Source organism: Pseudomonas sp. Pseusp18, assembly GCF_059506005.1.
This window is the reverse complement of the sequence record NZ_CP169240.1, coordinates 2,390,884-2,415,093: the sequence shown is the minus strand read 5'-3', so window position 1 is coordinate 2,415,093 and position 24,210 is coordinate 2,390,884. Positions and strand designations below refer to the sequence as shown.

19 protein-coding genes are annotated in these 24,210 nt (G+C 60.2%); 13 read left to right on the top strand and 6 right to left on the bottom strand.

Annotation, left to right across the window (positions count from 1 at the left end; genetic code table 11):
* Window positions 1-12: 12 nt before the first annotated feature.
* The 4 genes from uvrC to ACEN9A_RS10865 form a co-directional block, all read right to left on the bottom strand.
* A complete protein-coding gene (uvrC, locus tag ACEN9A_RS10880) occupies window positions 13-1,836 on the bottom strand; it encodes an excinuclease ABC subunit UvrC (RefSeq protein ID WP_258673605.1) in 1,824 nt (607 codons plus the stop codon).
* Window positions 1,837-1,838: 2 nt separating this feature from the next.
* Window positions 1,839-2,480 (bottom strand): response regulator transcription factor GacA, encoded by a 642-nt coding sequence (gene gacA / locus ACEN9A_RS10875; RefSeq protein ID WP_008015884.1) that lies wholly within the window; start codon window positions 2,478-2,480, stop codon window positions 1,839-1,841.
* 127 nt (window positions 2,481-2,607) lie between these two features.
* Entirely contained in the window at window positions 2,608-3,051 is a 444-nt protein-coding gene (locus ACEN9A_RS10870; protein ID WP_258673603.1) for a GNAT family N-acetyltransferase, read from the bottom strand.
* Window positions 3,052-3,810, bottom strand: a complete 759-nt coding sequence (locus ACEN9A_RS10865) for a carbon-nitrogen hydrolase family protein (protein WP_258673602.1) — start codon at window positions 3,808-3,810, stop codon at window positions 3,052-3,054. It lies immediately after the preceding gene.
* A 645-nt stretch (window positions 3,811-4,455) separates the two neighbouring features.
* Here ACEN9A_RS10865 and ACEN9A_RS10860 point away from each other — a divergent pair.
* From ACEN9A_RS10860 to ACEN9A_RS10810, 11 genes are all read left to right on the top strand, one after another.
* The gene (locus tag ACEN9A_RS10860) at window positions 4,456-5,544 is read left to right on the top strand and encodes a 3-deoxy-7-phosphoheptulonate synthase (RefSeq protein WP_258673601.1); all 1,089 of its coding nucleotides are present in this window, start codon (window positions 4,456-4,458) and stop codon (window positions 5,542-5,544) included.
* 273 nt (window positions 5,545-5,817) lie between these two features.
* Window positions 5,818-6,699 carry an esterase/lipase family protein gene (locus ACEN9A_RS10855; protein ID WP_258673600.1) on the top strand — a complete coding sequence of 294 codons (882 nt, stop codon included), beginning with the start codon at window positions 5,818-5,820 and terminating at the stop codon, window positions 6,697-6,699.
* Window positions 6,700-6,794: 95 nt separating this feature from the next.
* Window positions 6,795-7,076, top strand: coding sequence for a peptidylprolyl isomerase (locus ACEN9A_RS10850; protein ID WP_007933754.1), 282 nt, complete (start codon window positions 6,795-6,797; stop codon window positions 7,074-7,076).
* A gap of 135 nt (window positions 7,077-7,211) precedes the next feature.
* Window positions 7,212-9,080, top strand: coding sequence for an extracellular solute-binding protein (locus tag ACEN9A_RS10845; RefSeq protein WP_258673599.1), 1,869 nt, complete (start codon window positions 7,212-7,214; stop codon window positions 9,078-9,080).
* A complete protein-coding gene (locus ACEN9A_RS10840; protein WP_019649162.1) occupies window positions 9,080-10,141 on the top strand; it encodes a microcin C ABC transporter permease YejB in 1,062 nt (353 codons plus the stop codon). Before ACEN9A_RS10845 ends, ACEN9A_RS10840 begins: the two co-directional genes overlap by 1 nt.
* Entirely contained in the window at window positions 10,141-11,163 is a 1,023-nt protein-coding gene (locus ACEN9A_RS10835; RefSeq protein WP_258673598.1) for an ABC transporter permease, read from the top strand. The genes ACEN9A_RS10840 and ACEN9A_RS10835 overlap by 1 nt, the downstream gene beginning before the upstream one ends.
* A gap of 14 nt (window positions 11,164-11,177) precedes the next feature.
* Window positions 11,178-12,758: an ABC transporter ATP-binding protein gene (locus tag ACEN9A_RS10830; RefSeq protein WP_258673597.1), complete on the top strand. Its 1,581-nt coding sequence runs from the start codon at window positions 11,178-11,180 to the stop codon at window positions 12,756-12,758.
* Between the two features lie 44 nt (window positions 12,759-12,802).
* Entirely contained in the window at window positions 12,803-14,218 is a 1,416-nt protein-coding gene (locus tag ACEN9A_RS10825) for a sigma-54 interaction domain-containing protein (RefSeq protein ID WP_258673595.1), read from the top strand.
* A 282-nt stretch (window positions 14,219-14,500) separates the two neighbouring features.
* A complete protein-coding gene (locus ACEN9A_RS10820) occupies window positions 14,501-15,892 on the top strand; it encodes a GntP family permease (protein WP_258673589.1) in 1,392 nt (463 codons plus the stop codon).
* Between the two features lie 7 nt (window positions 15,893-15,899).
* Window positions 15,900-16,673, top strand: coding sequence for a 3-hydroxybutyrate dehydrogenase (gene hbdH, locus ACEN9A_RS10815; RefSeq protein WP_258673587.1), 774 nt, complete (start codon window positions 15,900-15,902; stop codon window positions 16,671-16,673).
* A 209-nt stretch (window positions 16,674-16,882) separates the two neighbouring features.
* Window positions 16,883-18,838, top strand: a complete 1,956-nt coding sequence (locus ACEN9A_RS10810) for an acetoacetate--CoA ligase (protein WP_258673586.1) — start codon at window positions 16,883-16,885, stop codon at window positions 18,836-18,838.
* 126 nt (window positions 18,839-18,964) lie between these two features.
* Here the strand turns inward: ACEN9A_RS10810 and ACEN9A_RS10805 are convergent, their stop codons facing one another.
* On the bottom strand, window positions 18,965-20,074 hold the full coding sequence (locus ACEN9A_RS10805; RefSeq protein ID WP_258673583.1) for a PilT/PilU family type 4a pilus ATPase: 1,110 nt from the start codon (window positions 20,072-20,074) through the stop codon (window positions 18,965-18,967).
* A gap of 118 nt (window positions 20,075-20,192) precedes the next feature.
* Between ACEN9A_RS10805 and ACEN9A_RS10800 the strand changes: the two genes are divergently transcribed.
* Window positions 20,193-22,730 (top strand): PAS domain-containing hybrid sensor histidine kinase/response regulator, encoded by a 2,538-nt coding sequence (locus ACEN9A_RS10800; RefSeq protein WP_258673582.1) that lies wholly within the window; start codon window positions 20,193-20,195, stop codon window positions 22,728-22,730.
* 66 nt (window positions 22,731-22,796) lie between these two features.
* Window positions 22,797-23,072, top strand: coding sequence for a peptidylprolyl isomerase (locus ACEN9A_RS10795; protein WP_007933743.1), 276 nt, complete (start codon window positions 22,797-22,799; stop codon window positions 23,070-23,072).
* 195 nt (window positions 23,073-23,267) lie between these two features.
* On the opposite strand, the gene ACEN9A_RS10790 is transcribed toward ACEN9A_RS10795, so the two are convergent.
* Complete coding sequence (locus ACEN9A_RS10790) at window positions 23,268-24,203, bottom strand: sugar kinase (RefSeq protein WP_258673581.1); 936 nt, start codon at window positions 24,201-24,203, stop codon at window positions 23,268-23,270.
* Window positions 24,204-24,210 lie beyond the last annotated feature (7 nt).

Sequence of the window (24,210 nt, the reverse complement as noted above, 5' to 3'; positions counted from 1 at the left end):
GAGTTGGGCATTCTACTCGCTGTGCAGATTTGCATAAATCAACTCTGCGAGCTTTTTACTGATCCCGGGTGCTTTGGCGATCTCTTCGATGCTGGCACGAGACAGCTCCTGCAATCCACCAAAATGTTTCAACAAATCGCGTCGACGTGTCGGTCCGACACCGGCAACCCCCTCAAGCGTCGAGGTACGGCGAGTTTTACCACGCCGTGCCCGGTGCCCGGTGATGGCAAAACGGTGAGCTTCGTCGCGGATCTGCTGGATCAAATGCAGCGCGGGGGAATCACCGCGCAAGGTGAATTCATGGGCCGCGTCATTGAGGTACAGGGTTTCGAAACCGGCCTTGCGCGTCGCACCCTTGGCCACGCCCAGTAGAATCAGGTCGGGCACGGCCAGCTCATTGAGCACGTCACGGGCCATCGACAGCTGACCTTTACCGCCGTCGACCAGCAGAATATCCGGCAATTTGCCCTCCCCGTCCTTCAACTTGCTGAAGCGTCGGGTCAGGGCCTGGTGCATCGCGGCATAGTCGTCGCCTGGCGTGACGCCTTCGATGTTGTAGCGGCGGTAGTCGGACTTGATCGGGCCTTCCGGGCCGAACACCACGCACGACGCCACGGTGGCCTCGCCACTGGAATGACTGATGTCGTAGCACTCGAGACGTTGCGGCGGCTCGTTCAGGCTCAGCACTTCGGCCAGGGCATCGAAACGTGCCGCGACGTGTTGTCGGTTCGCCAGACGTGCACCCAGCGCCTGCTCGGCATTGGTGACCGCCAATTGTTGCCAGCGTGCTCGGGTGCCCCGTACACGATGACTGATGGTCAGTTCACGACCGCGCAGCTCTTCAATGGCCGCAATCAGGGTCGGAAAGTCTTCGTGAACCACGTTGACGATCAGCTCGCTCGGCAAGTCGCGCTCAGGACTGCTGATGAAGTACTGGCCGAGAAACGCAGCCATGACTTCGGAAACGTCTTCTTCAATACCTACCTGCGGGAAGAAGTTCTTGCTCCCCAACACCCGGCCGCCGCGTACGCTGATCAAGTGCACACAGGCGCCACCCGGATTGACGAACGCTGCGATCACATCGACATCGCCCGTCCCGCCTTCCATGCTCTGCTGGTCCTGGACCCGGCGCAGCAATGAGATCTGGTCGCGCAATTCGGCGGCCCGTTCGAACTCCAGATTGACCGCCGCCTCCTCCATGGCCGCGGACAACTCGTCCGCCAACGCATTGCTGCGCCCCTCAAGAAACATCACCGAGTGGCGAACATCTTCGGCATACACCTCAGGCTCCACCAGGCCGACACACGGCGCCTTGCAGCGCTTGATCTGGTATTGCAGACAAGGTCGCGTGCGGTTCTTGTAATAGCTGTCTTCACACTGACGAACAAAAAAAGCCTTTTGCAGCAGGCTCAGGCTTTCGCGGATCGCTCCCGCGCTGGGGTAAGGGCCAAAATATTTGCCCTTGGCCTTTTTCGCTCCGCGATGGATGCTCAAGCGCGGGAACTGGCCATCCGAGAGAAAGACATAAGGGTAGGATTTGTCGTCGCGCAGCAGGATGTTGTACGGCGGGCGCCATTCCTTGATCAGCGTCTGTTCGAGCAGCAAGGCCTCGGTTTCGTTGGCCGTGATGGTGGTTTCGACCTGGGCGATACGCCCTACCAGCGCAGCGGTCTTGGGAGCCAAACCGGTTTTGCGGAAGTAGCTCGCCAAACGCTTCTTGAGATTCTTGGCTTTGCCGACATAAAGCAGACGGGCATCGCTGTCGAACATGCGATAGACACCCGGCCGCCCACTGACCGTCGACAGAAAAGCACTTGGATCGAAGGTTTCAGTCATTTTCAGAGGCTGGCATCAACCATGCCGTGACGAACCGCCAACAGCGTCAACTCGACATCGCTGCTGATCGAAAGCTTTTCGAAAATACGGTAACGGTAGGTATTCACTGTTTTTGGCGACAGGCACAGTTTGTCGGAGATGATCTGCACCTTCTGACAGCCGACAATCATCAACGCAATCTGGATTTCCCGTTCAGACAACGCGTCGAACGGCGAATCGTTGGTTGGCTGGAACGATTTGATCGCCAGTTGCTGGGCAATTTGCGGGCTGATATAGCGCTGTCCGGCAAACACCAGGCGAATGGCCTGGACCATTTCCGGCAATCCGGCGCCCTTGGTCAGGTAACCCGCGGCACCTGCCTGTAACAGGCGGGTAGGAAACGGATCTTCTTCGCACACGGTGACCGCGACGACTTTGATGTCGGGATGACTGCGCAATAATTTGCGCGTGGCTTCAAGACCGCCGATCCCGGGCATCTTGACGTCCATCAGCACCACATCGGGTTTCAACTCACGCGCTTTGAGCAGGGATTCCTCTCCCGACTCGGCCTGACCGACTACTTGCAGGCCATCGATGTCAGCCAGCATTCGTGTAATGCCTGTACGAACGAGATCATGGTCATCGACTACTAGCACCCTAATCAAGCAGACACCTCGCGATTTGGTCTTATTGGGTTGCCGGACACCTTAGCAAAAAGCGACTGGCAGACCTAGCGGAAAGCAGCATATAAAAAGTGTCAATTCTTCTGGCGAGGCTTGCTGGCAGTGTGTTTCAGCGATGCAGTCCATTGATATCACGCTGCATTCTCAGGAAACACTGGTCCTTGCCGACCACCTTCAGTCCTTTTCTCTCGTAAAGTATTTTTGCCGGATTATTTTCAAATACGGTCAGACGCAATGCCGGGCGCCGTTCCTTGCAGGCCATGGCGAATACTTGATCGATCACCCAGGAGCCGGCGCCCTGCCCCCGGTACGCTTCAAGTAAATGCAATTCGCGGATATACAAGGCGCTGGCGTCACGGCTCAGGCTGACATACCCCATCAGTGTGTCATCACGCACAATCAGCCAGTTTTCGCGCCCTTCCCAAGCAACATCGAAAGCTTCGTCCAGCCACAACAGTTCATGTTGAATGTAGTAGCGCAGCATATTTCGACAAGTCAGGTCACGAGCAAAGTCCAGGTCCCGAGACGTTGCCGGAGACAATTCGAAACCCATTCAAGCCTCCGCTACAGCCACGATTTGCCCCTTCCAGCCGTCAGCATTGCGACGAGCAACCACCATGAGATTCCCCGTCCCCGGTGCCGCCGCAACCAACGAGCCGTCCGCCGCCCAGATTGCACTACGCCCTGCCGACTCCCAGCCACCCGTTGCGCCACCATGGTTGGCCATCAGTACCGCCATCGAGTGGGTGCAGGCATAACCTTGCAACAGTGCGGTATCTGGAGCGTAGCCGCTTTCTGTAATCAACACGCCCGCGGCATAAAGATCAGCGCCCTGTAGTGCCGCGGCGGCTGCGTGACTGGCGTGAGAAAAATCGGCGCATACCGCCAACGCGACGGTGTCGGTGCCGATCTTCAATGTCGAACCGCCTGTTCCCGGGGTAAATGCCACCTCCTCCCCTGGGTGCAGGTGCTGCTTGCTGTAAACCCCGAGCGAACCATCGGCCCCCAACACCAGGGCACCGATCAACACCGGCGAATCGTCCGACAGACGAATCGGCATCCCGACGACACTGGTCACACCGACCTCCCGCGCGAAATCGCGCAGTGGTTGCAGCACTCTGGCGTCTGGCACGATGGCCAGCTCCGCTGCCAGACCACGCTCGTACCCGGTCAGCGACAGTTCTGGAAACACCAGCAATTGCACGCCCTGCTCCACGGCAACCTGCATGAAACGCAGGTGCCGGGCAATATTGGCGGCAAGATCACCGGCGACGGAGATCGATTGAGCGGCGGCGATGGTCAGTGTTGTCATGGTTCGTCCTTGTGACGTTGATGGTTTGGGCGCCGGTTACACGCCGCCCGTTGCGTAAAGTGTGTCACAACCCGCGACGTACTCAACCGATAGAAACGCCCCGTGATGCTCGATAGCATTTTCTGATTGAATCCGCGTACCGGCCTCTAGTAAGCTCGGTTCATTCATCGGAGACAGACCATGTTCAACACCCTCTCACCGCTTCGTACCGCCAGCGCCCCGCGCTCGGTTGCGGCTGCCCGGGTGAATGACGTTTGTGCTTCGGTCAGCTTTTATTTTGGGTATTGGTTTAGCCACTGGCGCGCCTGATACCCACACGGCGCCCACTTTAAACGGGTCGCCACCAGAGAATTCTCAACCCCCGGTCGGCTTCCCGACCGGGGGTTTTGTTTTTTCAGCCCTGAACATTTTTAGCGTCACACCAGACAACTTGAGGATTTACGACATGAATTACGCCACTTATTACCGTTACGACACTTTTACTGCCTGGCGATTTACCAGCTTCCGCTCGGGACAGCCTGCCGCCTCCGATCGGTCACCCACAGGTGGCAAGCACACACACGCAGCCAATCCGGCCAATTGTCGAACACCCCAATAGGGCCGAGCGCGCGGGACGAACCCGCCGCCAGCCCAGGAAGCCCGAATATGAACTCGTCCGTCTCTGCTCTGCCGCTGTCCACCTTGAGCCCTGCCAATGAAGCGCTGACCTTGCGTCTGCCCAGTTCATTGCAACTCAAACAGCAACTGCCTCTCAGCAATGCCCTGACCCAACAAGTCGCCGCCCATCGCCAGGCTGTCCGCGCGATCCTCAACGGTGAAGACTCCCGTCTGCTGGTGATCGTCGGTCCCTGCTCGATTCACGATCCACGTTCAGCCCTCGAATACGCCGCCAACCTGGCCCGTCTGTCTGCACAAGTCAGCGATGAGATGCTGTTGGTGATGCGCGCCTATGTCGAAAAACCCCGCACCACGGTCGGCTGGAAAGGCCTGGCCTACGACCCGCACCTGGATGGCAGCGATAACATGGCGGGCGGTTTGACCCTGTCCCGCGAATTGATGCGCGAAATGCTCCAACTGGGCCTGCCCGTTGCCACCGAGCTGCTGCAACCGATGGCCGCCGGTTACTTTGACGACCTGCTGAGCTGGGTCGCGATTGGCGCCCGTACCACCGAGTCGCAGATCCATCGGGAAATGGCCAGCGGCCTGAGCATGCCGGTAGGGTTCAAGAACGGCACCGATGGCGGTGTGGCTGTCGCCAGCGACGCCATGCGCTCGGCCGCTCATCCGCACCGCCATTTCGGTGTCGACAGCCAGGGCCATCCTGCGATTATCCAGACACCGGGCAACCCCGACACTCACCTGGTATTGCGTGGTGGCCATCGCGGGCCGAACTACGACCGCGACAGCATCGCCAAGGTGCACAGCGACTTGACCAGACTCAAGATTCCGGCGCGGATCATGGTCGACTGCAGCCACGCCAACAGCGGTAAAGATCCGTTGCGTCAGCCCGCCGTGTTCAACGACGTGCTTGAACAACGCCTGCAAGGTGATCGCTCGCTGGTCGGCATGATGATTGAGAGTCATCTGTTCGAAGGCTGCCAACCGTTGAGCCCGTCGTTGCGGTACGGGGTGTCGGTAACGGACGGCTGCCTTGGCTGGGCCGGGACGGAACAGTTGTTGTTGCAGGGAGCCGAGAGACTTCGTGCACAACGAAGCACTCAACAGCCAAAGTAGGCTGTGCCGAGATCCGCGATGCAAAGCGATCGGGTCGGTTTACACGGAAAAATGACCTACCAGAGGTAGGTCATTGAAAGAAATATCTCGGCCATCGTTAAAAAGATGTCCGGATATTCCGACCAAGACCTCACGCTCATTCGAGTTTTCGTACCATTTCTATTCCGTTTTCATCAGGTTACAGCGGCTTTTTCATACATCGCCGAGCGGTGGGTGTGCTTTAGAGTGCCCCCTTGAGCACACACCTGACCTACTCCGAAAAAGGAAATGTACATGCTACGGAATGCAACCACGGACTATCCAATCCTGCTGGTCCACGGGCTCTTCGGCTTCGATCGCATCGGCAAACTGGAACTGTTCCATGACGTCAAACAGGCACTGAGAAGCGCCGGCGCAAGGGTTTTCATCCCGCACCTGTCGGCGACCCACAGCAATGAAACCCGTGGCGAACAGCTGCTGGTGCAGATCGACCGGGTACTGCAAGGAACCGGTGCAAGCAAAGTCAACCTGATTGGTCACAGCCAGGGCGCATTGGCTGCACGATATGCGGGGGCGCTGGCGCCACAGGTGGTCGCTTCGGTGACATCGGTCAGCGGGCCGAACCACGGCTCGGAACTGGCCGATTTCCTGCGCAAGGCACTGACGCCCGGGCGCCTGCCGGAACAGGTCGCCGGGGCGGTGGCCACCCTGTTCGCCGACTTCCTGTCGTTGCTCAGCGGCAACCGGCACCTGCCGCAGAACGCCATCGCCGCACTCAACGCGCTGACCACCGAAGGCGTTGGTGCCTTCAACGACAAGTACCCCCAAGGGTTGCCGAAAACCTGGGGCGGCAAGGGTCGCGAACTGGTGAACGGCGTGCGCTACTATTCCTGGAGCGGCACCCTGCAGGGAAACATCCTCGACGAAGGACTCTATGCGCTCAACCCGCTGCACGGGTTCCTGCGGGCGTTCTCTCACTACTTCACCACCGAAGCCGAGCAGAATGACGGCATGGTCGGCCGGTTCAGCTCCCATCTGGGTAAAGTGATCCGTTCCGACTATCCGCTGGATCATCTGGACAGCCTTAGCCAGACCACCGGTCAGGTCCGCAAGGGCATCGACCCCATTGACCTGTATGTGCAGCATGCCGAACGCTTGAGAAATGCCGGCCTTTAGGCAATGCCTTAAGCTGGACGGCATTTTGAGAAGAAATAGCCCACTGAATCCGGTAGGCTCCGCATTTTACTGAACATTGAATGGAGTATTTTCACATGGCTAAAGCCACTGCCCGCCACATCCTGGTTTCCAGCGAAGCCAAGTGCAACGAACTCAAGGCCCAGATCGAAGCCGGCGCCGATTTCGCCGAAGTCGCCAAAGCCAACTCCAGCTGCCCATCGAGCCGCCAGGGCGGTGACCTGGGTTCGTTCGGTCCAGGCCAGATGGTCAAGGAATTCGACACCGTGGTTTTCAGCGCGCCAATCAACGTGGTGCAAGGCCCGGTCAAGACCCAGTTCGGTTACCACCTGCTGGAAGTGACCAGCCGTCAGGACTGATCAACCCTTGGGTTTCCTGCACAACGGCCCGCCTTTTGGTGGGCCGTTGTGTTTTCGTTACGTGATACGGCTGGCGAGGGACGCGCCGCTAGCGTACAAATTGTGCTTATCGATCACCCGGCTCTAAGGCTGACAATGCGACTGGCTTTCCCCACTCTACTGTTCACTGCCGTGGCCCTGTTGTTGGGCGCCGCCGGTGTGAACGCTGCACCGCAACAGGCGTTGACCGTATACGGTGAACCGGCGAAGTATCCCGCCGGTTTCAGTCATTTCGACTACACCAACCCGCAAGCGCCCAAGGGCGGCACGATGCGTCGCTCGGCACTGGAGATCGGTCATTTCGACCACGTCCTGCCGTACATCGATAAAGGTATTGGCGTCACACAAGTCGATGGCTTGATCTACTCGCCCCTGGCCGTGCGTTCGCTGGACGAACCCTACACCGTGTACGGCCTGGTGGCGCAGCAGATGGAGCGTTCCGATGATGGACTGTCCCTGCGTTTCTACCTGAACCCGAAGGCCCGTTTCGCCGACGGCAAGCCGATCACCGCCGAAGACGTGCGCTACACCTTCGACCTGCTGATGACCCAGGGCAGCCTGCGCTATCGCACGCAATTCGCCGACGTCAAAGGCGTCGAAGTGGAATCACCGCTAACCATTCGGTTCGACTTCAAGAGCAACGAAAACCGCACCCTGCCCCTCGACATCGCCACTTTGCCGGTGTTTCCCGAACACTGGTGGAAGACCCGCGACTTCGCCAACGGCGGCGGTTACGAGCCACCGCTGGGCAGCGGGCCATACCGCGTGAGCAAGGTCGACTCCGGGCGCAGCATCACCTTCGAGCGTAACGCCGACTGGTGGGCCAGGGATTTACCGGTCAGCCGCGGCCTCTACAACTTCGATCATTTCAGCATCGAGTACTTCGGCGACACCGACGTCGCCCGTCAGGTCCTGCGCGGCGGTGCCTACGACTACAACCGCGAATTCTCCGCCACCGCCTACTCCATCGGCTACGAGAGTCCGGCCCTGAGCGACGGTCGCCTGCAAAAAGCACACTTGGCAACGCAGGCACCACAACCGTCCCAAGGCTTTGTGTTCAACCTGCAAAACCCGATGTTCCAGGACCGCCGCGTGCGCCAGGCGCTGGCCATGCTCTGGGACTTCGAGTGGAGCAACCGGCAGATGATGCGCGACCTGTACATCCGCCAGCAGAGCTTCTTTTCCAACACCGACCTCGCTGCCCGACAACTGCCCGACGCGGGTGAGCGGGCGATTCTCGAACCGCTGCGCGGGCAGATCCCCGACGAAGTCTTCACTCAGGTCTTCGAAGCACCGAAAACCGATGGCAGCGGCGTGATTCGCGACAAACAGTTGCAAGCCCTGGACCTGCTCGAACAGGCTGGCTGGAAACCCGATGGCGATCAACTGGTCAACGCCGAAGGTCAACCGCTGAGCTTCACCTTCCTGATCAGCCAGAACGGCATGGACCGATTGCTGCTGCCTTACAAGCGCACCCTGAAACAAATCGGCATCGACCTGAACATTCGCCGCATCGACGCCTCCCAGTACGTCAACCGCCTGATGTCCCGGGACTACGACATGATCGTCACCGGCTACCCGGTCACCAACTCGCCGGGTAACGAGCTGTACAACTACTTTGGCTCGGCGGCGGCCAGCGATCCGGGCTCCAACAACTACATGGTGCTGAAGAACCCGGCGGTCGATACGTTGATCAACGGCCTGGTCCGCGCCAACACCCAGGCCGACATGCTGCGCTACGCCCATGCCCTGGACCGTGTCCTGCAATGGAACTTCTATTGGATTCCCAACTATTACCCGCCCGGCAGTTCGACCGTGTGGTGGAACCGCTTCGGCATTCCCTCTGTACAAGCAAGCAATGACGAAGCCATCGAGAGTTGGTGGGAAGTCAGCTCCACCCCCCTGACCAACGAACAGATGACCGCCGAACTCATCAAGCGTGGCAAATCCGGAGGGTCGCACTGATGTGGGCTTACGTACTGCGGCGCTTGCTGCTGATCATCCCGACTTTAGTGATCATTCTTCTGGTCAACTTCGCCATCGTCCAGGCCGCGCCCGGTGGGCCGGTGGAACAGGCCATCGCACACCTGCAAGGCATCGGTGGCACAAGTGTCGGCGGCGGTTCCAGCGAGACCATGCACGGCAGCTCACGGGCCAGCCGTGGGCTCGATCCGCAGCTGATCAAGGAGATCGAAAAGCAATACGGCTTTGACAAGCCAGCGCCGGAACGCTTGTGGCTGATGCTCAAGAGCTATGCCCACCTCGACTTCGGCAAGAGCTTTTTTCGCGGTGCCACGGTCACCGACCTGATCCTGGATAAAATGCCGGTGACCATTTCCCTCGGGCTCTGGGCGACGTTGATCACTTATCTGGTGTCGATTCCGCTGGGCATTCGCAAGGCCGTACACCATGGAAGCCATTTCGATATCTGGAGCAGCACCGCGATCATCATCGGTTACGCAATGCCAGCGTTCCTGTTCGCGATGTTCCTGATCGTGGTCTTCGCCGGGGGCACCTCGTTGAACTGGTTCCCGGTGCGCGGCCTGGTCTCGGACAACTTCGAGTCGCTATCGACCGTGGGCAAAATCGCCGATTACTTCTGGCACCTGGTGCTGCCGGTAACGGCGCTGGTGGTCGGCGGCTTTGCGACCCTGACCATCCTCACCAAAAACTCCTTCCTCAATGAAATCACCCGTCAGTACGTGGTCACCGCCCGGGCCAAGGGCCTGAGTGAACGCCGGGTGCTTTACGGCCATGTGTTTCGCAACGCGATGCTGCTGGTGGTGTCGGGGATTCCACAGGCCTTTATCAGCGTTTTCTTCGCCGGTTCGCTGTTGATCGAAGTGATTTTCTCCCTCGATGGCCTGGGTCGCATGAGTTACGAAGCCGCGGTATCGCGGGACTATCCGGTGGTATTCGGTTCGTTGTTCATCTTCACCTTGTTCGGCCTGCTGATAAAAATCGTCGGTGACCTCTGCTACACCCTGGTCGACCCGCGTATCGACTTCGCCGCGAGGAACGCCTGATGCTCAAGTTCTCGCCGCTGGGACGTCGCCGTTTCGAACGTTTCAAGAAAAACCGCCGAGGCTGGTGGTCGCTATGGTTGTTCGTCGGTTTGTTCCTGCTGACTCTCGGTGGCGAGTTGATCGCCAACGACAAACCGCTGGTGGTCAGTTATCAGGGCTCGCTGTACTTCCCGGCTCTCAAACGCCACACCGAACAAGAGTTCGGCGGCCAGTTGCCATTTCAGGCCGACTACCGCAGCGATTACGTGCAGAAACTGATCAAGAAGGACGGCGGCTGGTTGCTGTTTCCGCCGATCCCGTTCAGCGACGACACCCCCAACTACGACCTCAACAAACCGGCGCCGAGCCCGCCCACGAGTGTCAATTGGCTGGGTACGGACGATCAGGCTCGCGACGTGTTGGCCCGAGTGATTTTCGGCGCGCGGGTGTCGATTCTGTTTGCGCTGACGCTGACCTTTGTCAGCGCGCTGATCGGCATCGCCGCCGGCGCGCTGCAAGGCTACTACGGCGGCTGGGTCGACCTGATCGGTCAGCGTCTGCAAGAAGTCTGGTCGGGGCTGCCGGTGCTGTACCTGCTGATCATCCTGTCGGGCTTCGTCGAGCCGAATTTCTGGTGGCTGCTGGGGATCATGGCGCTGTTTTCCTGGCTGGCCCTGGTGGACGTGGTGCGCGCCGAGTTCCTGCGCGGGCGTAACCTGGAGTACGTCAAAGCCGCCCGTGCGCTAGGCCTGACCGACCGCAAGGTGATCGTGCGACACATTCTGCCCAACGCAATGAACGCCACCCTGAGTTATCTGCCGTTCATCCTGACTGGGGCGATTTCCACCCTCACGGCGCTGGATTTCCTCGGCTTCGGCATGCCGGCCGGCAGCGCGTCCCTGGGCGAACTGATCGGTCAAGGCAAGCAGAACCTGCAAGCGCCGTGGCTGGGGCTGACGGCGTTTTTCACTCTGGCGCTGATTCTTTCTTTGCTGGTGTTCATTGGCGAGGCGTTGCGTGATGCCTTTGATCCACGATCATGACGCGGACTGTTGATATGAGTGACAACCTGATCGAAATCCGTGACCTCAACGTGGCCTTCAGTGGCCAGACCGTGGTGCGCAACCTGTGCCTGGACATCCGCCCCGGCGAATGCCTGGCGCTGGTCGGCGAGTCCGGATCCGGCAAGTCGGTGACCGCCCACTCGATCCTGCAACTGCTGCCCGACAGCGGCACTGAAACCACCGGCAGCATTCGCTACCGCGGCCAGGAATTGATCGGTGCCGACACCAGCACCTTGCGCGAGCTGCGCGGCAACCGGATCGCGATGATCTTTCAGGAGCCGATGACCTCCCTCAATCCGCTGCACAGCATCGAAAAGCAGATCGGCGAAACCCTGCTGCTGCACAGAGGGCTGAGCGGCAAGGCGGCGCAAGCGCGGATACTCGAATTGCTGCAACTGGTGGGCATCCAGAAGCCCGAAGAGCGGCTAAAGGCCTACCCCCATCAACTGTCCGGCGGCCAGCGGCAACGGGTGATGATTGCCATGGCCCTGGCCTGCGAACCGGAATTGCTGATCGCCGACGAACCGACCACCGCGCTGGATGTGACGGTGCAGCGCAAGATCCTGCTGCTGCTCAAATCCTTGCAGCAGCGACTCGGCATGTCGCTGCTGCTGATCAGCCACGACCTCAATCTGGTGCGCAGCATCGCCCAGCGTGTGTGCGTGATGCACGCCGGGGAAATCGTCGAGCAGGCGCCTTGCGAAACGCTGTTCACCGAGCCGAAACATCCTTACAGCTGCGTGCTGCTGAACGCCGAACCGGAAGGTGAAGCGCTGCCCCGGGACGAGCGTGAAAACGTGCTGGAAGTGAATAATTTGCACGTACAGTTCGCCATCGGGGGCGGCCTGTTCCAGCGTAAAACTTACTTGCGTGCAGTCGATGGCATCAGCCTCAACGTTCAGCGCGGCAAGACCCTGGGCATCGTCGGTGAGTCCGGGTCGGGCAAGTCCACCCTCGGTCAGGCGATCCTGCGCTTGCTCGATTCCGAAGGCAGCATTCGCTTTCAGGGTGAGGCGCTGGATAGCCTGACGCAAAAGCAGCTGCGACCGTGGCGCAAGAAGATGCAGGTGGTGTTTCAGGACCCCTTCGGCAGCCTCAGCCCACGGATGTCCGTGGCGCAGATCATCAGTGAAGGCCTTGAGGTTCACAGCCAGTCCACCCCTGCGCAATGCGAGGCCCAGGTCATCCGGGTGCTGGAAGAAGTCGGCCTCGATCCGCAAAGCCGTCATCGCTACCCGCACGAATTTTCCGGCGGGCAGCGCCAGCGCATCGCCATTGCCCGCGCGCTGGTGCTGAAACCGGCACTGATCCTGCTCGACGAGCCGACCTCGGCCCTTGATCGCACGGTGCAAAAACAAGTGGTCGCCCTGCTCCGCCAGCTTCAGGAAAAACATGGCCTGACCTACCTGTTCATCAGCCACGACCTGGCGGTGGTGCGTGCCCTGGCCCACGACATGATCGTGATCAAGGACGGCAAAGTGGTGGAAAGCGGCGCCAGCCACACGGTGTTCGAATCACCGCAGCACCCGTACACCAAAGAGCTGTTGGCGGCGGCGCATCCGGGGTTGGCATAATCCCTGCGATCTTTTGATCTTGATTTCCAAAAATGGACACCCCGATGAACACCACCGAAAGCCTCAAGGACTACCAGCGCGTTCGCACCCTGGCGATCCGCTCGCTGTTCGAGATCATCGAGCAATCGAGCGAAGGCACGGTGATTGTCGACCGCGACGCGAACATCGTCTGGATGAACGAGCGCTATGCCCGGCGGTTTGGCCTGGAGTCGGCCGCAGGTGCCATCGGCAGGGCCTGTGAAAGCGTGATCCCCGGCAGCCTGTTACGCGAGGTGGTGCGCACCGGACGGCCGATCCTGCTGGACATGCAAGACACCCCCAAGGAACCGCTGGTGGTGATGCGCCTGCCGATTCACGACGATGCCGGCGCGGTGATCGGCGCCATCGGTTTTGCCCTGTTCGACGAATTGCGCAGCCTGTCGCCAATGCTCAAGCGCTACCTGAGCATGCAGGAAGAACTGGCGTCCACCCGCTCGCTGCTGCGAGCACGGCAGACCAAGTACAACTTCGCGCACTTCATCGGCACCAGCGCCGCCAGCCTCGAAGTCAAACGCCGCGCCCGACGCAGCGCCAGTGCAGAGTCGCCGGTGTTGTTGCTCGGTGAAACCGGCACCGGCAAGGAACTGCTGGCCCAGGCGATCCACGGCGCATCGCCCCGGGCGCATAAAGCCTTCGTCAGCATCAACAGCGCAGCGATTCCCGAGTCGCTGCTGGAAGCCGAGTTCTTCGGCACCGCGCCCGGCGCGTTCACCGGCGCCGATCGCAAGGGCCGCGCCGGCAAGTTGCAAATCGCCCAGGGCGGCACGCTGTTTCTCGACGAAATCGGCGACATGCCGCTGCCGTTGCAAAGCAAACTGCTGCGGGTGTTGCAGGAAAAGGAATTCGAACCGGTGGGTTCCAACGAAGTGATTCAGAGTGATGTGCGGGTGATCGCCGCCACCTCCACCGATCTGGTGGCGGCAATCAAACGCGGCGAGTTTCGCGCCGATCTGTATTACCGCCTCAACGTGCTGCCGATCCAGGTCCCGCCCCTGCGTGATCGCCTCGACGACCTGCCGGCCCTCAGTGAAGCGATCCTTGAGGAACTGCGCAGCCAGCACGAATTGAATCGCGAAGCCCTGGAATTGTTGGGGCAACACGCCTGGCCAGGGAACATTCGTGAACTGCGCAACGTGCTGGAACGGGCGGCGTTGCTCAGTGATGACTTGATGCTGAACGCGGCGGACATCCGCGCGGCGATTGGCAGTTTTACCCCGGTTGAGCGTGCGGCGCCTCTGCCCCTTGAACCGATTGCCCATGAAACCTTCAGTGAGGCTCGCGAACGGTTTGATCGGCAGTTGATTGAATCGACCCTCGCGCAATGCGGTGGGAAGGTGATCGAAGCGGCGGCGCGGTTGGGGCTGGGGCGGTCGACGTTGTACAAGAAGATGGCGGCGTTGGGGATTGCAGAGTCTCTATAAAGAGACATGCATCTCTATTTGTAGATGTATTTTCAAGATCAAAAGATCGCAGCCTTCGGCAGCTCCTACAGTGATTTCCGCGTTCCCCTGTAGGAGCTGCCGAAGGCTGCGATCTTTTAAGGCGCCAAATCGTCTCCGAATAGAGACAAAAATCCTCCACAATATTCATAAAAAACATAAATCATTTACATTTCAATAACTTAGATATCTGGCACGAAACCCGCTATAGCCCTCCCCACCTAGCTTCACCCTACAAAAATAACAATCCTGGAGAGACACACCATGAGTGTGATCATTGCCTTGGCAGCCCTCGCGCTGCTGATGGTGGCTGCTTACCGTGGCTACAGCGTTATCCTCTTTGCCCCGATCGCCGCCCTCGGCGCCGTCCTGTTCACCGACCCTTCCGCCGTTGCCCCCGTCTTCACCGGGGTGTTCATGGAAAAGATGGTCGGTTTCGTCAAACTGTATTTCCCGGTGTTCCTGCTCGGTGCGGTGTTCGGCAAGCTGATCGAGTTGTCGGGTTTCTCCCGTTCCATCGTCGCAGCAGCGATTCGCTTGCTCGGCACTCGCCAGGCGATGCTGGTGATCGTGCTGGTCTGCGCCCTGCTCACGTACGGCGGTGTGTCGCTGTTTGTGGTGGTGTTTGCGGTCTACCCGTTTGCCGCCGAGATGTTCCGCCAGAGCAATATTCCCAAGCGCTTGATCCCGGCGACCATTGCCCTCGGCGCGTTCTCGTTCACCATGGACGCCCTGCCCGGCACGCCGCAGATCCAGAACATCATCCCCAGCACCTTCTTCAACACCACCGCCTGGGCGGCGCCGTGGCTGGGTGTGGTCGGCGCGATTTTCGTGTTCTGCGCCGGCATGCTGTTTCTGCAGCGCCAGCGCAACAAGGCCCAGCGCAGTGGTGAAGGCTATGGTTCAGAACTGCGCAACGAGCCGGAAACCGCGCCGGACATCCAACTGCCCAACCCGTGGATCGCGCTGTCGCCGCTGTTGCTGGTGGGCCTGATGAACCTGCTGTTCACCCGCTGGATTCCTGTGTGGTACGGCAAGACCCACAGCCTTTCGCTGCCGGGCATGGCCGCTCCCGTGACCACCGACATCGCCAAGCTGACCGCAATCTGGGCGGTCCAGGCCGCCCTGCTGGTGGGCATCATCATGGTGCTGGTGTTCGGCTTTCAGGCGATTCGTGGCCGGTTGGCCGAAGGCAGTAAAAGTGCGGTCAGTGGCGCACTACTGGCGGCGATGAATACCGCGTCGGAATACGGTTTCGGGGCGGTGATCGCCTCGTTGCCAGGTTTTCTGGTGCTGTCGGACTGGCTCAAGAGCATTCCCAACCCGTTGGTCAATGAAGCGATCACCGTGACCTTGCTGGCCGGCATCACCGGCTCGGCGTCAGGCGGGATGAGCATCGCTTTGGCGGCGATGTCCGAGAGTTTCATCAGCGCTGCCCACGCCGCCAATATTCCGCTGGAAGTGCTGCACCGGGTCGCTGCGATGGCCAGTGGCGGCATGGACACTCTGCCGCACAACGGTGCGGTAATTACCTTGCTGGCGGTCACCGGGTTGACCCACCGCGAGGCCTACAAAGACATTTTCTGTATTACGCTGATCAAGACACTCGCTGTTTTTGTGGTGATCGGTACTTTCTACGCCACTGGCATTGTGTGAGGTATTCATGACGACTCTTTCGGGCAAGACCGCACTGGTCACCGGTTCCACCAGCGGCATCGGTCTGGGGATCGCCCTGAGCCTGGCCAAGGCTGGCGCCAACCTGATCCTCAACGGTTTCGGCGATGCGTCCAAAGTGATTGCCGAAGTAGAACAATTCGGCAGCAAGGTCGGCCATCACCCCGCCGACGTAAGCGACCCGGCACAGATCGCTGACATGATCGAGTACGCCGAACGTGAGTTCGGTGGCGTGGATATCCTGGTCAACAACGCCGGCATCCAGCACGTGGCGGCGGTGGAAGATTTTCCGGTGGAGCGCTGGGACTCGATCATTGCGATCAACCTGTCGTCGGTGTTTCACAGCACCCGTTTGAGCCTGCCGGGCATGCGTGCCAAGGGCTGGGGACGCATCATCAACATCGCTTCGGTGCACGGCCAGGTCGGTTCGGTGGGCAAAGCGGCGTACGTCGCGGCCAAGCATGGCGTGATCGGCCTGACCAAAGTGGTCGGCCTGGAAACCGCCACCACCAACGTTACCTGCAACGCCATTTGCCCAGGCTGGGTGCTGACGCCGCTGGTGCAGAAGCAGATCGATGATCGCGCCGCGACCGGGATCGACCCGCAGCAGGCGCAACATGATTTGCTGGCCGAGAAGCAACCGTCCCTGGAATTCGTGACGCCGCCGCAGCTGGGTGAGTTGGTGCTGTTTTTATGCAGCGAAGCCGGTAGCCAGGTGCGTGGCGCTGCGTGGAATATTGATGGTGGATGGTTGGCGCAGTAGCCTGCCGCCAGACCCTGTGGCGAGGGAGTTCTGTGGCGAGGGGGCTTGCCCCCGTTCGGCTGCGCAGCAGTCGCAAAACCGGGCAACGTGGAGTGACTGGAGACAAACCGCGGGGCCGCTTCGCGACCCAACGGGGGCAAGCCCCCTCGCCACAAAAGCTCCCTCACCACAGTAGACTGTGTGTAGACATAAGAAAAAGAGGCCAAGCCATGTCCGACATCCTCTGGCAACCCGGCACCGAGCGCATCGGCAAGTCCCGCATGGAGGCCTTCCGGCGTTTCGTCAATCAGCGACACACCCTTGGGATCGCCGACTACCCTGCCCTGCACCAATGGAGCATCGACCAGCGGGAAGCCTTCTGGCAGGCCATTGTCGATTTCTTTGACATCCGTTTTCACGATCAGCCAGACGCGGTGCTGATCGAAGGCGCGCAAATGCCCAGCGCCCAGTGGTTCCCCGGCGCTACCTTGAACTTCGCCGAACACCTGCTGCGCCGTCGTGACGATGCCGTGGCAGTGGTCGCCATCGGTGAAAACGGCCAACGGGAACAGCTGACCTGGGCTGAACTGGCAAGCCACGTCGCCGGTTTTCAAAATAGCCTGAAAGCCGCCGGTGTCGGCCTCGGCGACCGCGTGGCAGCGTGCATGCCGAACACCTGGCAGACCCTGGTGGCCATGCTCGCCACCACCAGCCTGGGTGCAATCTGGTCCTGTTCTTCACCGGATTTCGGCACCCACGGGGTGATCGATCGCTTCGGCCAGATCGAACCGAAAGTGCTGATCACCTGCGCCGGTTACCGCTACGCCGGCAAAGTGATCGACCAGACCACCAAGATCAATGAAATCCTCGGACAACTGCCGTCCTTGCAGCAATTGATTGTTGTGCCTTATGCGCGTCCTCAAGCACGCATCGAGGATTTCCGCTGCCAGGCCAACGTGACGCTGTGGGACGATTTTTACGAAACGGGCGACGAGCCGCAATTCGTTCCCGTGCCCTTCGCCCATCCGCTGTACATCCTCTACTCCAGCGGCACCACCGGCGTACCGAAGTGCATTGTGCACGGCACCGGCGGCGTGTTGCTGCAACACGTCAAGGAACATGGCCTGCACACCGACCTCGGCGCCGGTGACCGTTTGTTCTACTACACCACCTGCGGATGGATGATGTGGAATTGGCTGGTCTCGGCGCTGGCCGTCGGCAGCGCCGTGGTGCTGTATGACGGCTCGCCGTTTCATCCAGGGCCGGAGCGCTTGATCGACCTGATCGACGACGAACGCCTCAATGTCTTCGGCACCAGCCCGAAATTCCTCACTGCGCTGGAAAGCAATGGCTTGAAGCCGTGCGAAAGTCATGACCTGAGCAGCCTGAGAACCATCCTGTCCACCGGCTCGGCGCTGTCGCCGCAAAGCTTCGATTACGTCTACCGCGCGTTCAAGTCCGACCTGTGCCTGTCTTCGATGTCCGGTGGTACCGATATCGTTTCGTGCTTTGTGATTGGCAACCCGGTGCTGCCGGTGCGCCGCGGCGAAATGCAGTGCAAGAGCCTGGGCATGGCGGTCGAAGTGTGGAACGACGATGGCAAGCCTGTGATCGGTGAAAAAGGCGAACTGGTGTGTACCCGGCATTTTCCGGCGATGCCCATCGGCTTGTGGAACGACCCGCAACAGGAAAAGCTGCGCGCTTCGTATTTCAGCCTGTTCCCCGGCGTCTGGGCCCAGGGCGATTACGCCGAGCAACTGCCCCATGGCGGCATGCTGATCCACGGCCGCTCCGACGCGGTGCTCAACCCCGGCGGTGTACGCATCGGCACGGCGGAAATCTACCGTCAGGTGGAGAAAGTCCCGCAGGTGCTGGACAGCGTCGCCATCGGTCAGCAATGGCAGGATGACGTGCGAGTGGTGCTGTTCGTGCGCTTGCGCGACGGCGTCGAACTGGACGAAGCGCTGCAACAACAGATCCGCCAGGTCATCCGCGCCAACACCACGCCACGGCATGTGCCGGCGAAGATTGTCGCGGTGACGGACATTCCGCGGACCATCAGCGGCAAGGTGGTCGAGTTGGCGGTGAGGAATGTGGTGCATGGCCAGAAGGTGAAAAACACCGATGCACTGGCCAACCCCGAAGCCCTGGAGCAATTTCGAAACCGCCCCGAACTGAACGACTGAAATGCGACCCTTGTAGGAGCTGCCGAAGGCTCGGGCCGCGTTCGGACGATCTTTTGACTTTGGCGTCAGATGAATCGCTAAAGATCAAAAGATCGCAGCCTTCGGCAGCTCCTACAGGGGGAGACGTCAGTCCATTAGCCCCCATTCACCCGGCGGCGTATGGGGGGCGGGTGTGGCCTCGGCGTGCATTTTCAGGCGCAAGCGCAAGTTGTTCACAGAATCCGCATGTTTCAACGCCTCTGCCTCATCGATCGCACCCTCGGCAAACAGCGCGAACAGCGCCCCGTCAAACGTCTGCATCCCTGCCTCTGAAGACTTCTCCATGATCCCCTTGAGTTCGCCAAACTCATTGCGCCGGATCAGGTCACCGATGGTTGGTGTGCCCAGCATCACCTCCACCGCCGCCCGGCGCTGCCCGTCGCGGGTACGCACCAGACGCTGGGACACAAACGCCTTGAGGTTGTTACCCAAGTCATTGAGCAGTTGTGCCCGGCGTTCTTCGGGAAAGAAATTGATCACCCGATCCAGCGCCTGATTGGCGTTGTGCGCATGCAACGTGGAAATCACCAGATGACCGGTATCGGCAAACGCCAGCGCGTGTTCCATAGTCTCGCGGTCGCGGATTTCGCCGATCAACACCACGTCCGGCGCCTGGCGCAACGTGTTTTTCAGCGCCGCATGGAAACTGCGGGTATCGACGCCAACCTCGCGCTGATTGACGATCGACTTCTTGTGCCGATGGATAAACTCGACCGGGTCTTCAATAGTGATGATATGACCGCTGCTATGGCGGTTGCGGTAATCGATCAGCGCCGCCAACGAGGTCGACTTGCCCGAGCCGGTCGAACCGACGAACAGCATCAGCCCTTGTTTGAGCATCACGGATTCGAGCAGCACCGCTGGCAAGTTGAGATCTTCGAAGCGTGGAATGTCGAGTTTGATGTTGCGTGCCACAATCGACACGTCATTGCGCTGTTTGAAGATATTGAGCCGGAAACGCCCGACCCCGGGCAGGGAAAGTGCCAGGTTCATTTCCAGGTCCCGATCGAACTCCAGGCGCTGTTCGGCGTCCATGATGGACGCGGCAATGGCCGCCACTTCTCCCGGCTTGAACGGTTGATCGGTCAAGTGTTTGAGCACACCATCAAATTTCGCGCTGGGTGGCGCGCCCGTGGACAGGTAAAGATCGGAGCCATTGCGGCTGGCCAGAGTCTGCAGCAGTGCATCGATTTCCATGGCAAAAAGCACCCGCGAAGCATTCAATAAAAAAATGACCCCATGCGGGTCATCCAGCGTCTACCGCCTTGCAAGGATAGTAGACGCCGCCACACTGACTCACGCGCAGGACATGTAGATGAACGCACCACCGACCGCCAGCGATGCCCAGGCCTTGATTGCCCGACTGGACTGGACAAACAACCCGCTGGGCGCCGCCGAAAACTGGCCGCAGAGCCTGCGCACCGCGGTGGACATCGTGATCCACTCGCCAATGCCGATGTTGTTGCTGTGGGGCCCGCAGCTCACCCAGATCTACAATGACGGCTTCGCCTTCCTCGCCGGCAGCAAACACCCTCACGCTTTCGGACAACCGACGCACCAGATCTGGCCGGAACTCAAAGACTTTACCGACCCGATTTACAGCGCCGTCCTACAGGGCCAGGTGCGGACCTACAGCGAACAGCGCTTTACCTTGCAACGCGACGGTCGGGATTCTGACTTCTGGCTGGATTTAACCTACAGCCCCATTCGCAATGAAAGCGCCGAGGTTGCCGGGATTCTGGTCACGGCCATCGAAACCAACGAACGCCGCCGCATCGCCCTCGAACTGGAACAACGCTCCGCCGCCAGCCTCAAGGCCCAGCAAGACACCGAGCAGCGCCTGCAACTGGCACTGGCCGCCACCGATGCCGTCGGCACCTGGGACTGGGACATTGGCGAAGACCGTTTCATCGCCGATGCGCACTTCGCGCAATTGCATGGCGTCGATCCGGCCATGGCCAGCCAGTTGCCGATCAGCGAATACCTCCACGGCGTGCACCCGGAAGACCGCGCCATGATCGCCCGCAGCATCAAGCACTGCATCACCCATGGCAGCGAGTACGCCGAGGAATATCGCTTGCTGCAAGCCGACGGCCAGTTGCGCTGGGTGTTTGCCCGTGGCCGTTGCTACAAGGACCACCATGGCCGGCCGATCCGTTTCCTCGGCGCCGCGCTGGACCTGACCGAACGCAAACACATCGAACAAGCCTTGCGCCAAAGCCAGACCGAGCTGCAACTGATCATCAACGCCATGCCGATCCTGATCAGTTATGTGGACCGCGAAGAGCGCTTTCGCCTGAACAATGCAGCCTATCTGGAATGGTATGGCCTGACGCCCCAGGAGCTTTACGGCCGCACCATTCGTGAAGTGCTCGGCGATGAAGCCTATGCCCTGCGCGCCGAATACATCGCCGAGGCGCTGAAAGGCAAGACCTGTTGTTTCAGCATCAGCGCCGATCACCGCGATGGCAGTACCCGCCAGGCCCTGATGAACTACCTGCCACGCCACGGCGCAGACGGCGCGGTGAATGGTTTCTACATCTTCGTGATCGACGAGACCGAGCGCAAACAGACTGAAGAGGCGCTGCGCAACCTCAACGAAACCCTGGAAGAGCGCGTGAGCGCCCGCACCCAACAACTGGCCGAAGCCAACCAGCGACTGCAGAACGAGATGTTCGAGCGTGAGCGCGCCGAAGACGCCTTGCGCCATGCGCAGAAAATGGAAGCGGTCGGCCAGCTCACCGGTGGCATCGCCCATGACTTCAACAACATGCTCACCGGGATCATCGGCAGCCTCGATTTGATGCAGCGCTACATCGCCGATGGGCGCGCGGCCGAGATCGGTCGCTTCACCGAAGCGGCGGTGTCCTCGGCACATCGTGCCGCCGCCCTGACCCATCGGTTGCTGGCATTCTCAAGGCGTCAGTCACTGGATCGCAGGCCACTGGACGCCAACCAGCTGGTGCATTCCCTGGAAGACTTGCTCAGCCGGACCAAGGGCGATCACATCGAGCTCAAACTGAAGCTGGCCGATGAGGTCTGGCCGGTCAGTACCGATGTCAGCCAACTGGAAAACGCCTTGCTCAACCTCGTGATCAACGCCCGGGATGCGATGCCCGATGGCGGCGAGTTGTTGATCGAAACCGCCAATGTTCACCTCGACGGCAGCGACGTCACTCCGCTGGAGCCAGTCAGGGCCGGGGATTACCTGATGATTGCCGTCAGCGACAACGGTGCCGGCATGACCCCATCAGTACTGGCCAAGGCCTTCGATCCGTTCTTCACCACCAAACCCATCGGCCAGGGCACCGGCCTTGGGTTGTCGATGATCTATGGTTTCGCCCAACAGTCGGGCGGGCACGTCAGCCTGCACAGCCGGCCGGGCCAGGGCACCAGCGTTCGCCTGTATTTGCCACGGTTGCACGTCGCCCTGCCGGAGCACGCTCAGCTGCCGGTCATCGGTGAGGCACCGCCAGCGGTTGCCGGTGAAACCGTGGTGTTGGTGGAAGACGATCCGGCGGTGCGCATGCTGGTGCTCGACCTGCTCAAAGAGTTGGGTTATCACGCCCATGAAGCCGAAGATGCGCAGAGCGCCCTGCCCTTGCTGGAGTCCGACCTGCGGGTCGATCTGCTGGTGACCGATGTCGGGCTGCCGGGCATGAATGGTCGGCAACTGGCGGAAATCGCTCGTCAGCACCGCCCGGAGCTCAAAGTACTGTTCATTACCGGTTATGCCGAGAAAGCCGCCGAACGCCAGGGCTTCCTGGAGGAAGGCATGGACATGGTGGCCAAACCCTTTTCCATGGACCTGTTGGCCAACAAGATTCGCACGATGATCGGCCAAGCCGGCTGAGTTAAGGCATAATCGCGCGCCCCACGCTGGCACCAACATAGCCACCACCGTTGCAAGGTACTGCCCATGAAAGCCCAAGCCCGCCATATTCTGGTGAAAACCTCGGAAGAAGCCGAGCAGCTCAAACAACGCATCGCCAAGGGCGAAGCCTTCGATGTGCTGGCCAAGAAATACTCCACCTGCCCGTCCGGCAAACGCGGTGGGGATCTTGGCGAAGTACGGCCCGGGCAGATGGTCGGGGCAATCGATGCGGTGATCTTCAAAAAACCACTGCGGGTGGTGCATGGGCCGATCAAGAGCAAGTTCGGGTATCACTTGGTGCAGGTGTTTTACCGGGACTGATCGGTTGGCTCGATATACAGGGTGAGGCTTGCCTGTGGCGAGGGGGCTTGCCCCCGTTCGGCTGCGAAGCAGTCGTAGATCCTGCGCACTCGGTGTGTCAGGTCGATCAAGGTCACAGGTTTTGGGGCCGCTTCGCGGCCCAACGGGGGCAAGCCCCCTCGCCACAAAAATCACAGCCACCACAGGCATTGCATTTCAATTCTTGGGGATCAGTGCCCCCGGCACTTGAATCACCCGACTTGCCAACCGATGCCCCGCTTCTGCGGCCTCGACCGGGTTACCACCTTTCAAACGGCAAGCCAGATACGCCGCACTGAACGAATCCCCCGCCGCCGTGGTGTCCACCACCCGTTCAACCACCTGCGCCGGCACTTCGAACGACTCGCCGTCACAGCGAATCAGACACGCCTCGGCACCGCGCTTGAACACCACTTCGGGCGTGCCCATCTGCTCGTAAGCGGCAAACACCGCCGCACAATCGGAAAAGTGGAACAACGCCTGCTCGTCATCAACCGTCAGCAGCGCCAGGTCGACATAGGGCAACACTTCGCGATAAGCCGCTCGTGCGTCCTCGACCGACGCCCACAGGCGTGGTCGATAATTGTTGTCGAACACGATCCGCGCATCCCGCTGTCGGGCTTCGATCAGGGTGTCCAGCAGTTTCTCCCGGCCCAGCTCACCGAGCACCGCCAGGGTGATGCCGCTGAAATACAGCACGTCGTAATCCGGCAGCGCTGCCAGGATCGGCGCGGCCGCCGGGGTGGTGAAGCAATCGCGCACGGCCGCTTCGTTGCGCCAGTAGAGAAAACGCCGCTCGCCGGCCGCGTCGGTCTGGATGCAATACAGACCTGGCAAGCGACCGGGCAAACGCTGGACCATGCCCAGGCCGATATGTTCGCTGGCCCAACTCTGGCACATCGCATCGCTGAAACTGTCGTCACCCAAGGCAGTGACGTAATCCACCGTGCCGCTATCGCCCAGTTCACGGGCCAGATAGACCGCAGTGTTCAGGGTATCGCCGCCGAAGCTTTGTTGCAGGGAGCCGTCGGCGCGCTGCTGCAGTTCGATCATGCACTCGCCGATCAGGGCGATGCGCGGGATATTGGGGCCCAGAGGGCTGATGTTGTTCATGTTGTGG

Excerpts from the sequence above, each read along its gene's own strand:
- ACEN9A_RS10870 (WP_258673603.1), bottom strand. The coding sequence starts at position 3,051 with ATGGGTTTCGAATTGTCTCCGGCAACGTCTCGGGACCTGGACTTTGCT.
- ACEN9A_RS10855 (WP_258673600.1), top strand. The coding sequence starts at position 5,818 with ATGCTACGGAATGCAACCACGGACTATCCAATCCTGCTGGTCCACGGG.
- ACEN9A_RS10830 (WP_258673597.1), top strand. The coding sequence starts at position 11,178 with ATGAGTGACAACCTGATCGAAATCCGTGACCTCAACGTGGCCTTCAGT.
- ACEN9A_RS10845 (WP_258673599.1), top strand. The coding sequence starts at position 7,212 with ATGCGACTGGCTTTCCCCACTCTACTGTTCACTGCCGTGGCCCTGTTG.
- ACEN9A_RS10860 (WP_258673601.1), top strand. The coding sequence starts at position 4,456 with ATGAACTCGTCCGTCTCTGCTCTGCCGCTGTCCACCTTGAGCCCTGCC.
- ACEN9A_RS10800 (WP_258673582.1), top strand. The coding sequence starts at position 20,193 with ATGAACGCACCACCGACCGCCAGCGATGCCCAGGCCTTGATTGCCCGA.
- uvrC (WP_258673605.1), bottom strand. The coding sequence starts at position 1,836 with ATGACTGAAACCTTCGATCCAAGTGCTTTTCTGTCGACGGTCAGTGGG.
- ACEN9A_RS10790 (WP_258673581.1), bottom strand. The coding sequence starts at position 24,203 with ATGAACAACATCAGCCCTCTGGGCCCCAATATCCCGCGCATCGCCCTG.
- hbdH (WP_258673587.1), top strand. The coding sequence starts at position 15,900 with ATGACGACTCTTTCGGGCAAGACCGCACTGGTCACCGGTTCCACCAGC.
- ACEN9A_RS10805 (WP_258673583.1), bottom strand. The coding sequence starts at position 20,074 with ATGGAAATCGATGCACTGCTGCAGACTCTGGCCAGCCGCAATGGCTCC.
- ACEN9A_RS10850 (WP_007933754.1), top strand. The coding sequence starts at position 6,795 with ATGGCTAAAGCCACTGCCCGCCACATCCTGGTTTCCAGCGAAGCCAAG.
- ACEN9A_RS10840 (WP_019649162.1), top strand. The coding sequence starts at position 9,080 with ATGTGGGCTTACGTACTGCGGCGCTTGCTGCTGATCATCCCGACTTTA.
- ACEN9A_RS10865 (WP_258673602.1), bottom strand. The coding sequence starts at position 3,810 with ATGACAACACTGACCATCGCCGCCGCTCAATCGATCTCCGTCGCCGGT.
- ACEN9A_RS10795 (WP_007933743.1), top strand. The coding sequence starts at position 22,797 with ATGAAAGCCCAAGCCCGCCATATTCTGGTGAAAACCTCGGAAGAAGCC.
- ACEN9A_RS10810 (WP_258673586.1), top strand. The coding sequence starts at position 16,883 with ATGTCCGACATCCTCTGGCAACCCGGCACCGAGCGCATCGGCAAGTCC.
- ACEN9A_RS10825 (WP_258673595.1), top strand. The coding sequence starts at position 12,803 with ATGAACACCACCGAAAGCCTCAAGGACTACCAGCGCGTTCGCACCCTG.
- ACEN9A_RS10820 (WP_258673589.1), top strand. The coding sequence starts at position 14,501 with ATGAGTGTGATCATTGCCTTGGCAGCCCTCGCGCTGCTGATGGTGGCT.
- ACEN9A_RS10835 (WP_258673598.1), top strand. The coding sequence starts at position 10,141 with ATGCTCAAGTTCTCGCCGCTGGGACGTCGCCGTTTCGAACGTTTCAAG.